Origin of the sequence: Kribbella sp. NPDC048928 (assembly GCF_043197975.1) — a bacterium.
Taxonomy (GTDB): domain Bacteria; phylum Actinomycetota; class Actinomycetes; order Propionibacteriales; family Kribbellaceae; genus Kribbella.
This window is the reverse complement of sequence record NZ_JBICUC010000011.1, coordinates 1-12263: the sequence shown is the minus strand read 5'-3', so window position 1 is coordinate 12263 and position 12263 is coordinate 1. Positions and strand designations below refer to the sequence as shown.

16 protein-coding genes and 1 pseudogene are annotated in these 12263 nt (G+C 68.9%); 2 read left to right on the top strand and 15 right to left on the bottom strand.

All coding sequences use genetic code 11. From position 1 onward, the window contains the following. Positions 1-6: 6 nt before the first annotated feature. From ACGFI6_RS36735 to ACGFI6_RS36700, 8 genes are all read right to left on the bottom strand, one after another. Entirely contained in the window at positions 7-678 is a 672-nt protein-coding gene (locus ACGFI6_RS36735) for a CBS domain-containing protein (RefSeq protein ID WP_393127024.1), read from the bottom strand. After that, entirely contained in the window at positions 675-1526 is an 852-nt protein-coding gene (locus tag ACGFI6_RS36730) for a universal stress protein (protein WP_393127022.1), read from the bottom strand. The genes ACGFI6_RS36735 and ACGFI6_RS36730 overlap by 4 nt, the downstream gene beginning before the upstream one ends. Before the next feature lie 11 nt (positions 1527-1537). After that, positions 1538-2431 carry a class I fructose-bisphosphate aldolase gene (locus ACGFI6_RS36725; RefSeq protein ID WP_393127020.1) on the bottom strand — a complete coding sequence of 298 codons (894 nt, stop codon included), beginning with the start codon at positions 2429-2431 and terminating at the stop codon, positions 1538-1540. 77 nt (positions 2432-2508) lie between these two features. Beyond that, positions 2509-2889, bottom strand: a complete 381-nt coding sequence (locus ACGFI6_RS36720) for a PEP/pyruvate-binding domain-containing protein (RefSeq protein ID WP_393127018.1) — start codon at positions 2887-2889, stop codon at positions 2509-2511. Between the two features lie 26 nt (positions 2890-2915). Beyond that, positions 2916-3782 (bottom strand): hypothetical protein, encoded by an 867-nt coding sequence (locus ACGFI6_RS36715; RefSeq protein WP_393127016.1) that lies wholly within the window; start codon positions 3780-3782, stop codon positions 2916-2918. Continuing rightward, positions 3775-4158, bottom strand: coding sequence for an HPF/RaiA family ribosome-associated protein (locus tag ACGFI6_RS36710; RefSeq protein ID WP_393127015.1), 384 nt, complete (start codon positions 4156-4158; stop codon positions 3775-3777). The genes ACGFI6_RS36715 and ACGFI6_RS36710 overlap by 8 nt, the downstream gene beginning before the upstream one ends. Beyond that, positions 4155-5012, bottom strand: a complete 858-nt coding sequence (locus ACGFI6_RS36705; RefSeq protein WP_393127013.1) for a DUF2157 domain-containing protein — start codon at positions 5010-5012, stop codon at positions 4155-4157. The genes ACGFI6_RS36710 and ACGFI6_RS36705 overlap by 4 nt, the downstream gene beginning before the upstream one ends. Before the next feature lie 74 nt (positions 5013-5086). Continuing rightward, on the bottom strand, positions 5087-5986 hold the full coding sequence (locus ACGFI6_RS36700) for a universal stress protein (RefSeq protein ID WP_393127012.1): 900 nt from the start codon (positions 5984-5986) through the stop codon (positions 5087-5089). Positions 5987-6133: 147 nt separating this feature from the next. Between ACGFI6_RS36700 and ACGFI6_RS36695 the strand changes: the two genes are divergently transcribed. After that, positions 6134-6337, top strand: a complete 204-nt coding sequence (locus ACGFI6_RS36695) for a DUF1918 domain-containing protein (protein WP_393127010.1) — start codon at positions 6134-6136, stop codon at positions 6335-6337. A 75-nt stretch (positions 6338-6412) separates the two neighbouring features. Here ACGFI6_RS36695 and ACGFI6_RS36690 read toward each other — a convergent pair whose 3' ends face one another. After that, complete coding sequence (locus tag ACGFI6_RS36690; RefSeq protein WP_393127008.1) at positions 6413-6691, bottom strand: hypothetical protein; 279 nt, start codon at positions 6689-6691, stop codon at positions 6413-6415. Positions 6692-6909: 218 nt separating this feature from the next. On the opposite strand from ACGFI6_RS36690, the gene ACGFI6_RS36685 reads away from it, so the two are divergent. Continuing rightward, entirely contained in the window at positions 6910-7029 is a 120-nt protein-coding gene (locus ACGFI6_RS36685) for a hypothetical protein (RefSeq protein WP_393127007.1), read from the top strand. Here the strand turns inward: ACGFI6_RS36685 and ACGFI6_RS36680 are convergent. From ACGFI6_RS36680 to ACGFI6_RS36655, 6 genes and pseudogenes are all read right to left on the bottom strand, one after another. Further along, positions 7004-8626: an NAD(P)-binding protein gene (locus tag ACGFI6_RS36680; RefSeq protein WP_393127006.1), complete on the bottom strand. Its 1623-nt coding sequence runs from the start codon at positions 8624-8626 to the stop codon at positions 7004-7006. The two genes, ACGFI6_RS36685 and ACGFI6_RS36680, sit on opposite strands and share 26 nt — an antisense overlap. After that, entirely contained in the window at positions 8627-9616 is a 990-nt protein-coding gene (locus ACGFI6_RS36675) for a thiamine pyrophosphate-dependent enzyme (protein WP_393127004.1), read from the bottom strand. It abuts the gene before it with no gap. 2 nt (positions 9617-9618) lie between these two features. Beyond that, complete coding sequence (locus ACGFI6_RS36670; protein WP_393127003.1) at positions 9619-10785, bottom strand: transketolase C-terminal domain-containing protein; 1167 nt, start codon at positions 10783-10785, stop codon at positions 9619-9621. Further along, positions 10769-11368 (bottom strand): 2-oxoacid:acceptor oxidoreductase family protein, encoded by a 600-nt coding sequence (locus tag ACGFI6_RS36665; RefSeq protein ID WP_393127001.1) that lies wholly within the window; start codon positions 11366-11368, stop codon positions 10769-10771. Before ACGFI6_RS36665 ends, ACGFI6_RS36670 begins: the two co-directional genes overlap by 17 nt. Beyond that, entirely contained in the window at positions 11365-11949 is a 585-nt protein-coding gene (locus ACGFI6_RS36660) for a PEP/pyruvate-binding domain-containing protein (protein ID WP_393126999.1), read from the bottom strand. The genes ACGFI6_RS36665 and ACGFI6_RS36660 overlap by 4 nt, the downstream gene beginning before the upstream one ends. A gap of 18 nt (positions 11950-11967) precedes the next feature. Beyond that, positions 11968-12263: pseudogene (locus ACGFI6_RS36655) on the bottom strand (type I glyceraldehyde-3-phosphate dehydrogenase); the annotation flags it as partial.

Sequence of the window (12263 nt, the reverse complement as noted above, 5' to 3'; positions counted from 1 at the left end):
GCTCTCCTAGTAGAACGTCGCGCCGCTGGCGCGGGTCGTGTCGTCGAACCTCCAGGTCAGCTCGTTGCGCACCCCGACGACGCCGTCGACACCTCCGACGAGCTCCTCGGCGAACGCAACCGTGCTCCGCCTCTCGACCTGCCCGGTCAGCGTGACGACGCCTTCAAGGACCGTCACCTCGACCGCCGCAGGGTCGTCCCAGAGATGGCGGTCGACGACGTCGCGGCGTACTCGTGCCAGGATCTCCTGGTCTGGCGCGACGAACGCCTTGAGCAGGTCCGAACGGGTCACGATTCCGGTCATCGCGTCGCCGTCCATCACCACCAGGCGCGTGATTCCACGAGCCGCCATCAGCCGGGCGGCCTCGTCCAGCGTGCAGCCGCCCTCGACGGTCACGGCGGGACTGGACATCAGCACATGCGCTGTCATCGCATCTGCCCTGGTCCGGGTCTTGCGCAGCGTCCAGGGCCGATGCGGCTTGCGCTGGAACTCCTCCTTGCGCAGCAGGTCCGTCTCGGAGACGACACCGGCCACACCGCCGTACACACTGCGCACCGGTACCGCGCTGATGTGATGATCGGCCAGGATCGTGGCCACGGCCTTGAACGGCGTGTCCTCGGCGACCGTGACGACGTCCTTCGTCATCACGTCGGAGACTGTCAGTAGGTGGCGCATCATGACTCCCTGTGCCGGCGGACGATCGCGACAGGCGAATCCGCGTGATGGAGAAGGCTCTGACTGACCGAGCCCAGCAACAGGCCCTTGACGCCGCCCCTACCGCGCGATCCGACGACCACCAGCGAGGCCGTGTCCGACAGCGCGATCAGCTGGGCGCTCGCCCGGCCTTCGAGGACCGTGGAGCGGACCTTCACCTGCGGGTACTTGTCCCGATAGGTCAAGAGGCTCTCGGCGAGCCAATCCGACAGCAACTCATGGGTGCTCGCGGCGGGTGCCAGATGGTCGGCCTGCGGTTGCCAGCAGTACACGACCTCCAACGGCTGACCGCTGCCGGCGGCTTCCTCGAACGCGAAGCCGACGGCCTCCTCCGAGTCCGGCGACCCGTCCGTCCCCACGACGACCGGTGCGGTCCTGCGCTCGCCACGCACGACGACCACCGGGCACGGCGCCTTCGCCGCGACCGAGGTCGCCACCGATCCCAGGAAGGCGGCGGACATCTTGTTCCGCGATCGGGTACCCACCACGACCATCTCGGCGTCGCCGGCCTCCGTCAGGATCGCGTGTGCCGGATCCAGAGCGGCCAACCAGCCGGATCCGCGGTCATAGCCGAGCCGGTCCCGGACGATCTGTACCGCGTGGTCGAGTTCCTCCTGGAATCCGTCCAACGGCATCGGCGGCGGCACGTACCCGGCCATCCCGAGCGCCGGCCAGCGGTCGAGCTCGTTCAGGTACGCCCGCACGACCCGGACCGCCAGGTCCCGCTGCTGGGCCGCGTCGACGGCCCAGCGCAACGCGATCTGTGCCTCCGGCGTATCGTCCACACCCACGAGGATGTACTTGGTGGTCACTGCGATTCCTTTCAGTTGCTGGGGTGCTGGACGAGGATTTCCTTGAGCCCGTCGATGAAGGCGAGCGATTCGTCGTACCCGCGCTGCCAGACGTTGCGGCCGAAGATCAGCCCGAGACCGCCGGCGTCCATTGCCTGCTCGGCCTTGCGGTACATCGCCTCGTCACCGGCACGTTCGCCGCCGGAGACCAGCACCAGCGTGCGGTTGGCGGACCGGACGACGCCGTCGATCGCCTGCTGTGGCGAGAAGATCTCCTCGTACGGCGGCTTGACGTTGTCGCGCTTGTCCGGGTGCGGGAAGTTCACCTTCACCACGTCCGCGCCGAGCTCACTGGCGACGCGCGCCGCGTAGTCCACGGCGTAGAACGAGTCCTTGCCGCCCTTCGCCTCGATCGCCACGCCCCGCGGGTACGCCCAGACGATCAGCGGCATTCCGAGCCGCTCGGCGTCGGTACGGATCTTCCGGTACTGCGCGAAATCGGTCTCCTGCGCGGGCGAGCCGACGTACAGCGTGTAACCCACCGCGTCGGCACCCAGCCGTACGGCGTCCTCGACACTCGCATGCACCGGCGACAGCGCGGCCGCGTCCGACGGGATGTCGGTCTTGCCGTTCAGCTTCAGGATCAATGGCAACTCACCGGCGTAGTCCCAGAAGAACTTCTCCGCCAGACCGATCTGGATCGCGACGCCGTTGAACTCCCCGGCCTTCGCGAGCTTCATGATGTACGCCGGGTCCGAGGCGTTCGGGTTCGCGAAGAAGTCCCGCGGCCCGTGCTCCAGTCCCTGGTCGTACGGCAGGAACAACGCCGTACCGTTCTGCAACCCGTGGTCGAACAGGATCCTGTGCAACCGGGTCTTCTTGCCGGCGTTCAAACCGAGCTCCCCCAAGGGTGGCCGGGTCTGCATGCTGGTCACCTCCACTCGTTCCGATCCCCGGGACCACGGTCCCGGGGCCCACTTCCAATCTCGTTCGTCGCGCATCCTCAGTGCAGAGGCGACCGGCCCGGATCCGTCAGGACCTTGGACCGCCGCCCGTGCTCCGTCAGCGCGGCCGGATCGCCTGGAAACTCGACCTCCATCGGCAGGTCCGCGGCGGCGAATGCCTCGCGGATCCCGGCGCCGACCGATGCCAAGGCGGCCTTGCCGCGGTACCGGCAGATCTGCCGGCCGATCACGGCCTTCAGGCCGGTCGTCTCGACGTACTCGCGGTACGCGGCCGCAGTTGTCGCGAAGCCCTCGGGCACCTTGATGCCGGTCTCGCCGAGCTCCCGCAGCATGATCCCGAGCGATGCGTTCTTGCCGCCGACGGTAGCCAGATCGGTACCGGCCTCGTCGGTGAGCCACACGATCCTGGGCTGGTCCATCTCAGTTCTCCTTGGGGTTGTGCTGTTCAGTCAGTGGTGCGGATCGCCGTGACCGCGAAAGCCTCGACGCCCTGGTAGTGGCCGCCGGTCGAGGCGACGATCACCACGGCCGGATCCGTCGCGCCGCGGAATGTCACCTCCGCGGTCCACGGCTGTGCCTGACCGCCCGCGGCCACGCAGCAGAACGTTCCGAGTCGGCTGCCGGTCGAGGCCTGCCGTACGTCGACACGGATCGCCTCGTCGACGCCCGTGATGCGTCCACCGACGGTGAGCGGTGACTGCGCCGCCGTGCCGTACCGCGGTTGGGTCAACGTCAAACTCGTGTCGCGCGTGCCGACAACCTCCCACGGCGCGTCGGCGCCCTGACCGAGCCGGGCCAGATGGATGACGGCGGCGACCGACGGCGGATTCCGCTCGGCGCGGTAACCGACCGAGACGAGTGCGTCGTCGCCCTTCACCGAACTCGAGACCACGAGGCTGATCTCGCCGAACTGCAGGAACCCGTTCGTGAACGACAGCGCGGTCTGCGCCGGGTCGAGATGCCACGGCTGCTTGCCACCACTGCGGTACGCCTGCTGCCAGGCGGCCGCAGCAGCCTCGGACGTGAACGGCCACAGAGGCTGGTACCGGAACACTCTCCGGCCCGGCGTGCTCGTCGGTGTCGTCGTCGGCTTGGTGGTCGGTTGCGTCGTCGGCGAGTGTGTGGTCGGTTGCGGTGTGGTGGTGACCGTCACGGTCGGGCCGGGCGCCGGCGACGTACCGGACGGCTTGCCGGAGTCGTTGACCAAGACAACCATCACAACCGCCAGCGCGACGATCGCCAAGCAGGCAACGGCAATCGCCCACCGCGCACGCACATCCCGGACCATCCGATCGGGCTGTTTCTCACTCATGGTCGTCGGTCTCCTTCTCTTCCGGTTCGACGGCGGCCGGTACTGGACGTGGGGTACGGCGCCGGGCGCGCGGACGCTCGCGAAGGTCCGTCAACTGCCGGCGAAGGCGGTCCACGGCCTCGTCGACCGCCTCGGTCAAGGCGGCGCCCGCCGCGTGCACATGAACCGGTGCACGTTCGGCCTGGACCTCGACCTCGACGCCGTCCGGCGCTTCGTGCGCAGGATTCGCGGCAACGGCGAGCACGGCGTGCACCGAGCCGATCCGGTCGGGCGTCCGGCTCATGACGTGCCGAACCTTCGCGAGCGCGTACTCCGCACTCGCCTCCGGCACATCACCCCGCACCGTCACCTGGACGTTCGCAGCACCCTCGTTCATGACTTCCCCCTGACTGCGGTGTAGACAGCGGCCGCGACCAGCAGTGCGCCCACGACGAGGAGCGCCAGGGGCGCTGCCAGGTCTCCCGGGAACCAGCGGCTGATCACGGCCGGCAGGACGTTCAGAGCACCGACCGCGCCGACGGCGAGCAGCAGAAGGTCACGCACGAGTACCGCGACCACGACGACTGCGACGACGGTGCAGAGGGCAAGGACCGCTCCGGCACCGGCCGGTATCGTCATCCCCGCTCCGACCAGGCCGGCCGCGGCGGCGAGCGCGAGGACCGGCCGTCGCGGGCCTACCGTTCCGCGCACACCGAGCAGGAACCAGATCAGGCCGGTTCCCCAGACGGCGAGCCCTGGAAGATGCGATGCGCTGGTCAACTGTGCGACCGCCGCCGCGGTCGCGAGCATCGTCGCGACGAAGAACGCTGCCTGCTGGGCGAAAACCGGCAGACACCACCACAGCACCGCCGCCAGCATCGCCGCTCCAGTGCCGGCCGTCAGCGTAATCGCGTCAGTGCCGAAGTCCAGTACCCGATCGGCGAAGAGCGCGAGGAAGGCGCCGGTGCCTGCCGTGGCAATCAACCACAGCACGGACTTCACCCGCAACTGGAAGGCGGCACGTGGCCTGCGCACAACTGCACCCGCCAGCAACATGACGGCCGCGCCGCCACCAACCAGTGCGAGCTGCCCGACGTGGCCGAGCGCATCCCAGTAGTCGGCACTGATCAGGGTGGCGCCGACCAGAATGATCACGCCACCGAGGTACGCGAGTGCCTCGACCACCAACGACATACCGCGGCGGTCCCTCAGCTCCCGCTCGGACGATCGGTCCTCGGTCGATACCCTCATACCTCCACCGTCGGTCGTGCCGAGGCGGGTGAGCAGGGCCGAACGTCCTGTGCCAGACGGGGCCGACGGCCGGGTCAGCGCACTACTGCCACCGGGCAGGTCGCGTGGTGGAGGACCGCGCGGCTGACCGAGCCGAGCAGGAGCCCGCGGATCCGTCCACGGCCGCGAGATCCGACTACCAGCAGTTCGGCGCCGTGGGACTCGGCCTCCAGGACCTTCGCCGGTGTACCACGGACGAGTCGCTCGGTGACCTTCACATCCGGATGGTCGACCACCTGGCCGGCGACCGCCTCGGCCAGGAGCGCGGCGCTGTCCTCCCGGAGAGCGTCGACGTCCTGGACGGGGAACAGCATGTCGCCTGGACCGGTGCTGGTCGCGTCGTGCCACGCGAGGACTGCCCTGACCGAAGCACCGGTCTGCTCGGCGAACTCGAAGGCGAACGCGATCGCGTTCCAGCTCTCCGCCGAGCCGTCGACACCGACCACCGCCTCACGATGGCCGGCTGCTCTTGGCGTCCAGTGCGCCGGTACGACGACCACCGGGCAGGCTGCGTGAGTCGCGATCTGCGCCATCACCGAGGCCTCGGCAAGATCACGCAACTCGCCCAAGCCGCGAGAACCCAGCACGAGCAACGCACTACCAGTTGCCATCCGCAACAGCCTCGGCACCGGGTCGCCGATCAGCACCTCGTCGTCGACGGCGAGTCCGGGATGATCAAGCCGGAGATCGCGACACGCCTTGTCCAGCAGCCGCTCGGCGGCGCGCCCCAGAACATCCGCGCCGAGTGCGACCGCGGCACCACCGGCGCGACGCGGAACTGGTCCGGGAATGACGTGAACCAGCCGCATGCGCTGCCCGAAGTGCTCCGCCGCATCTGCCGCCCATCGCGCCGCCGCGTCGCCAGCCGGTGACCCGTCGTAGCCGACGACTATCTCTTGGTCGTGCAGCGCCCGCAGTCTCCCGGACCCGTCCATGGAGGCCCCTCTCGCCAGTGCTCTCGATCCTCGCGGCAGCGGTCGCGCTCCGGCAGGGACCATCGGCCCCGCTTCGAGGCCCAAAGGACCTGCCGCCAGACCAACAGGGATGCGAATCTGGGGCTGTCGAGACCGAAGGAGCAGATCATGAAGGCAACAGCAGGCAACTGGCTGATCGTCGAGAGCAACCATCTGAGCGCTCCACCGCGACGCGGCCTGATCCTCGAGGTGCACGGCGCCGACGGAGCACCGCCGTACCTCGTCAAGTGGGACGACACCGACGCGGAGACGCTGTTCTTTCCCGGCCCGGACACGCACATCCTCACCGCCGAGCAGTTGCATCGCGGCTGAGGCGCACTTCCAGGGGGAAGATGAGTACAGAAGGGCAAGCGGCCGCACCGCTGCGGGTGGTCGCGGCGATTCCGGTCAGTACGGCGGGATTCTGCCGACCGATGCCGTCGCGGTGATTCGCGAACATCTTGCGCCGATCCTCGGACCGTGGGCGGCGAACAGCGGGTCCGAATCACCCGGTTGCCGGAGCCCGGTCTGTTGCGGCCGCTGGTCGCGCAGCTCGACGTACAACTGGCCGGCGACCTGAGGGTCCGGGCCCAGGTCGCCGCCGGAGCTGCTGCCACCGTCGGTACGCCGGGTGACCCGGCGCAAGACCTGCCAACCCGCGACGACGACGGCGGCCGAGGCGATCATGGTCTCGAGGCAATGGACTACCGGTTCCACCTGTTCCGTGAGAAGTACACCCGCGAGGACAGCATCGTGATCCGTAACGGTCCCGGCCGCTACCGGATCCTCCAGACCCCGGCCCAACCCGCTCGGCCTCGAAGTCACCGCACCGCCTCGCCCTCGCCGTCGCGGAACGCCGAGGTCTCGCACAGGCGATCGCCCGGCTCGACCTCACCAGTGCCCCGATGGACATCTTCACCGACAAGTCCACCGGCCGCCTCCACGCCCTCTACGCCCGCTACGACGGCCACTACGGCCTGCTCGGCTGCGACGTGGCGGTCAGGAGCGTTCGCGGAACATTGTGATGGCGCCGCTTGGGCATTCGGCGGCGCAGAGGCCGCAGCCTTTGCAGAAGTCGAGGTCGATCTCGTAGCCCTTGCCGGGGCCGAGCTTGATGATCGCATTGTCTGGACAGACGCCGAAGCAGTTGTCGCACTCCAGGCAGTTCCCGCACGACATGCACCGCCGGGCCTCGAACAACGCGGTCTCGGCGGTGAGCCCACCGGTGACCTCGTCGAACGACGTGATCCGGCGCGCCGCGTCCAGTTGCGGCCGCAGGGTCGCCGGCGCGTCCGCGTAGTACCACGTGTTCAGCCGGTCGTACGTCGCAAGCTCCGGACGCTCCGGGTGCTCGTACGCGGAACTGCTCAGCCATGCGTCGATGTTCCGCGCCGCCTGCTTACCGTGGCCGACGGCAACCGTCACGGTCCGCTCCCCGGGCACCATGTCGCCGCCGGCGAAGAGACCACGGCGCCCGGTCATCATCGCGGAGTCGACCTGCACCACGCCGTCCTTGACGTTCACGTCGGCAAGGTCTCGTACCAGCGCCAAATCCGCTTGCTGCCCGAGCGCCAGCACCACCGAGTCCGCGTCCAGTTCCTCGAACTCGCCGGTCGGCTGCGGGAAGCCCGTCTCGTCGAGTCGCATCTTCTCGATCCGGACGCGATCCGCACCGGCGTACACGATTGTCGACAGCCACCGCATCCGGACGCCCTCCTCGAGCGCCTCCTGCACCTCGATGTCGTGCGCCGGCATCCGTTCCCGGGTACGCCGGTACACGACGATCGCGTCCGTGGCGCCGAGCCGCCGGGCGGTCCGGGCGACGTCCATCGCCGTGTTGCCGCCGCCGTACACCGCGACGCGGCGGCCGAGCAGCGGCCGCTCGCCCTTCTCCAGTTCGGCAAGCATCGACACCGCGTCGACGATCCGCGCCGAGTCACCGGCCGGAATGTCCGCCCGACGCCCGACGTGCGCACCGACCGCCAGGAAGACCGCGTCGAAGTCCGCGAGCGCCGCGGCCAGATCCGTCACCGGCGTACCGAGCTCGAGCCGCACGCCGAGGCCGACGATCCGCGCGATCTCCGCGTCGACGACATCGCGCGGCAACCGGTACGACGGGATGCCGTAGCGCATCATGCCGCCGGCCTGCGGCGAGTCGTCCCGCACGATGACCTCGTGGCCGCGCACCGCGAGGTGGTAGGCCGCCGACAACCCGGACGGTCCGGCGCCGACGATCAACACCCGCTTGCCGCTCGGTGGAGCATCGACGGTGACCGACCAGCCCTGCTTGATCGCTTCGTCGCCGAGGAAGCGCTCGACGGAGTTGATCCCGACCGGTTCGTCCAGCGTCGCACGGTTGCACGCGGTCTCGCACGGCCGGTAGCAGACCCGGCCCATGATCGCGGGGAACGGGTTGTCGACCATGATCTGCCGCCAGGCGGCTTCGTAGTCGCCTTCCTCGGCCTTCGACAGCCACTCCTGGACGTTCTCGCCTGCGGGGCAGGCGTTGTTGCACGGCGGCATCCGGTCGAGGTAGACCGGCCGCTCGGTGCGCCACGACCCGGTCTTGTTCGCCAGGCTCGAGCCGACGTCCAAGGTGATCGCATACGGGTGTTTGTTCATTCAACTCACCTCTGCGGGTTCGGTGAGGCCGAAGACCCGGATGTTCCGGTCGGCCTCGGCCTGGATCCTGCCGACGACGTCGTCGCGTGGTGTGTCGCCGAACAGGTGCGCGAACCGCCCCTGCGGCCGCAGGTAGTCGACGACCGGGCGCAGCCGCCGGATGCGGGTCACGTCGGTGATCTGGCCGTCCACGGCCTCGAACACCGGAAAGAGACCGGTCTCCGTGGCCAGCCTGGCGATCCGGATCGTCTCGTCGGACGCCGTCCGCCAGCCGAGCGGGCACGGCACCAGCACGTGCAGGTACCGCGCGCCGTGGTATTCCATCGCCTTGGTCACCTTGTACTCGAGATCGCGCAGGTCCGCGACGGTCGCCGTGGCGACGTACGGGATCCGGTGCGCCATCGCGATCAACGGAAGGCTCTTGCCCTGGCCGAACGAGTTCCCGGCCGGAGTCGTGGTCGTCACCGCGCCGTGTGGCGTCGCTCCCGACCGCTGTACGCCGGTGTTCATGTAGCCGCCGTTGTCGTAGCAGACGTAGAGCACGTCGTCGTTGCGCTCGAACATCCCCGACAGGCAGGCCAAGCCGATGTCGACGGTGCCGCCGTCGCCGCCTTGCCCGACAACGCGGACGTCGGTCCGGCCCTTCGCCTTCAGCGCCGCGGCCACACCGGTTGCCACCGCCGGCGCGTTGCCGAACAGCGAGTGCAGCCAGGCGACGCGCCAGGACGACTCCGGGTACGGCGTGGAGAAGACCTCCAGGCAGCCGGTGGCGTTCACCGTCACCGCCCGGCTGCCGGCGGCACGCATCACCGCGTCGAGCACGTAACGTGCGCCGAGCGCCTCCCCACAGCCCTGGCAGGCCCGGTGGCCGGTCGTCAGCGAGTTCGTCCGGCCGGCGTCGGCCTGAACCGATTGCTGGTCCGGATCGAGCAGCCGGTTCCCGACCGCGAAACTGCCGGTCTGATAGAACTTGATGCGTTGTACTGGCATGGCTAAGCCCTCTCCCGCTCGACGACGTCGCGTTTGAGATCCAGGAACGTCAACGGCTCGAGCCGGTCGGCGACGGCGTCGATCAGCAGCGCGCGGAGCGACTTCTTGGTCACCGGCCGGCCACCGAGACCCGCGATCACCGTGCTGATCGATGTCTGAGGCAAACTTCCGCGCACGTCGGCGGACACGATGCCACCCATCCCCACCGCCAGTGCGCGCTCGAGTACGACGACCCGGCGCGCTTCGCGGAGCGCTGCCCGCACGGCGTCGTACGGGAACGGCCGGAACGTGGTCAGGCCCAGCACCCCGACACTCATCCCGTCCGCGCGAAGCTCGTCGACGGTGTCCTTCAACGTCCCCAGTACCGACCCGAGCGCCACGACCACAGTCTCGGCACCAAGGCATCCGTACGGCCGGACCAGCCCGCCGGAGCTCCGCCAGAACTCCAGGGCGAACTCGTCGGCCACCCGCGGAATCACCTCGAGTGCCTGAAGCTGCTTGGCGTGTGCAAGGTACCGGACCTCGGTGAAGGCGTCCGGGCCGACCATCGCGCCGATCGTCATCGGGTCGTCCGGATCGAGCACCTGCCGGGGCTGGTACGGCGGCAGGAACGCGTCCACCTGCTCCTGCGACGGTACGTCGATGCCCTCGACTGCATGCGTCAGCACAAACCCGTCCATGCACACCATAACCGGCACCGACAGTTCCTCGGCGATCCGGAACGCCTGCACGTGCAGGTCGGCCGCCTCCTGATTGCTCTCGGCGTACAGCTGGATCCACCCGGAGTCGCGCTGCGACATCGAGTCGCTGTGGTCGTTCCAGATGTTGATCGGGGCACCGATCGCCCGGTTCGCCACCGTCATCACGATCGGCAAGCCGAGCCCGGAGGCGTTGAACAGCGCCTCGGTCATGTACAGCAAGCCTTGGCTCGCGGTCGCCGTGTAGGCCCGGGCGCCGGTCGCCGACGCCCCGATCGCGACCGACATCGCGGCGAACTCCGACTCGACGTTCACGAACTCGCACGGCGCCAGCCCACCGTTCGCGACCAGAACGCTGAGCGCCTCCACGATGTGCGTCTGCGGCGAGATCGGGTACGCACAGATCACCTCGGGACGGCAGCGCGCGACCGTTTCCGCGACCGCGCGCGAGCCTTCAATCTGCGAGCGCATGTGCAGTCTCCTCCAATGTCCGGCGGGCCAGTTCGTACGCCGCCCGCACCGCGGCTATGTTGCCTTCGGCAACCTGTCCGGAGAAGCGGTCCCGGACGACCGTGACGACCGAGTCGAGCTGCACCTGCCCGGTGAGCGCCGCGAAGGCACCCAGCAGCACGGCCCCCGGCAACGGCCGGCGGAGATGGGTGAGCGCGAGCTCCGTCGCCGGCACAGACAGCACCCGGTCCGGCCGGAACTGCCGAACGAACGCGTCCAGTCCCAGTTCGGTCAGCGACCACGACGTGTTCAACAGCAGGTATCCGTCCGGTTTGAGACCACCCAACACGTCCGTGTGATGGATCAGGGTCGCGTCCTGGACGATCACCGCGTCGGGCTCCGCAATCGGTTCATGGGTCCGGATCGGGCGGTTGCCGATCCGGCAGAACCCGACGACCGGGGCGCCTGTCCGTTCCGACCCGAAGGTCGGGAACGCCTGCGCCTGCCGGCCGTCGGTGAACGCCGCGACCGACAGCAGCTCGGCCGTCGTCACCACCCCCTGGCCGCCTCGGCCATGAATCCGCACCTCGAACATGGCGGTCATCCCAGCTGCGGTACGGCGATCGTGCGGCCGCGGGCGACCACGGTCAGCGGTGGCACGGTCCAGGGGCGGACCTCGACGACGTACAGGTTGTTCGTCAGGCCGTCCTTCGCCCATTCGAGGCTCATCGCGCGATGGAAGCGTTTGTCGGCCGGCTCCGACCATTCGGCGAGTTGCTGGAGTTCCTCGTCGGTGAGGACCAAGGCCATCCGCTCGTCGTACGACGTCGGAACGGTCCGGGTGCCATGCGGGTCGGCGTACACGGTCTTGGTCAGCTTGGCGCCGCGGTGCTTCACGACCAGCGGCCTGCGCCCCGGGTGGACCGAGTACTGGTCGACACCCTCCGCCTCTCGGTTGCCGACAGCAACGGTACCGGCCTGGGGCCACGACGCGTCCTGGCAGGCGGAGCGGATCGCAGCCGCCACCACCAGGTCGCGCCCAGCCCGGAACCGCCGGATCGACTGCGCGATCGCCGGCCCCAGCCGCGCGGCCTTGACACCGACCTGCGACGGATCGAACCCGTCAGCCTCGTCCAGGCCCGGCAGCACCTCGCCGTCCAGGCGAACGACGTACTCGCTGTTCATCTCTCCTCCAGAAACTGCTCAGAGCGAGGTGGCGACGAGTGCGGTCAGGTCGACCAGGCGGCTCGTGTAGCCCCACTCGTTGTCGTACCAGCCGAAGACCTTGACCAGATGGTTCTGGACCTGGGTCAGTGGCGCGTCGAAGATGCACGACGACGGGTCGCCGACGATGTCGCGGGACACGATCGGATCGGTCGAGTAGCGCAGAATCCCCTTCAGACGTCCGGCCGCGGCCTCGGCGAACGCCTCGTTGACGAGTTCGACCGTGACCGCCTCGTTCAACTGCACTGACAAGTCCGTGAGCGATCCGTCCTCGA

Coding starts and splice junctions, on each gene's coding strand:
- ACGFI6_RS36735 (WP_393127024.1), bottom strand. CDS start 678: ATGATGCGCCACCTACTGACAGTCTCCGACGTGATGACGAAGGACGTC.
- ACGFI6_RS36725 (WP_393127020.1), bottom strand. CDS start 2,431: ATGCAGACCCGGCCACCCTTGGGGGAGCTCGGTTTGAACGCCGGCAAG.
- ACGFI6_RS36720 (WP_393127018.1), bottom strand. CDS start 2,889: ATGGACCAGCCCAGGATCGTGTGGCTCACCGACGAGGCCGGTACCGAT.
- ACGFI6_RS36715 (WP_393127016.1), bottom strand. CDS start 3,782: ATGAGTGAGAAACAGCCCGATCGGATGGTCCGGGATGTGCGTGCGCGG.
- ACGFI6_RS36710 (WP_393127015.1), bottom strand. CDS start 4,158: ATGAACGAGGGTGCTGCGAACGTCCAGGTGACGGTGCGGGGTGATGTG.
- ACGFI6_RS36705 (WP_393127013.1), bottom strand. CDS start 5,012: ATGAGGGTATCGACCGAGGACCGATCGTCCGAGCGGGAGCTGAGGGAC.
- ACGFI6_RS36700 (WP_393127012.1), bottom strand. CDS start 5,986: ATGGACGGGTCCGGGAGACTGCGGGCGCTGCACGACCAAGAGATAGTC.
- ACGFI6_RS36695 (WP_393127010.1), top strand. CDS start 6,134: ATGAAGGCAACAGCAGGCAACTGGCTGATCGTCGAGAGCAACCATCTG.
- ACGFI6_RS36690 (WP_393127008.1), bottom strand. CDS start 6,691: ATGATCGCCTCGGCCGCCGTCGTCGTCGCGGGTTGGCAGGTCTTGCGC.
- ACGFI6_RS36685 (WP_393127007.1), top strand. CDS start 6,910: ATGGACATCTTCACCGACAAGTCCACCGGCCGCCTCCACGCCCTCTAC.
- ACGFI6_RS36680 (WP_393127006.1), bottom strand. CDS start 8,626: ATGAACAAACACCCGTATGCGATCACCTTGGACGTCGGCTCGAGCCTG.
- ACGFI6_RS36675 (WP_393127004.1), bottom strand. CDS start 9,616: ATGCCAGTACAACGCATCAAGTTCTATCAGACCGGCAGTTTCGCGGTC.
- ACGFI6_RS36670 (WP_393127003.1), bottom strand. CDS start 10,785: ATGCGCTCGCAGATTGAAGGCTCGCGCGCGGTCGCGGAAACGGTCGCG.
- ACGFI6_RS36665 (WP_393127001.1), bottom strand. CDS start 11,368: ATGACCGCCATGTTCGAGGTGCGGATTCATGGCCGAGGCGGCCAGGGG.
- ACGFI6_RS36660 (WP_393126999.1), bottom strand. CDS start 11,949: ATGAACAGCGAGTACGTCGTTCGCCTGGACGGCGAGGTGCTGCCGGGC.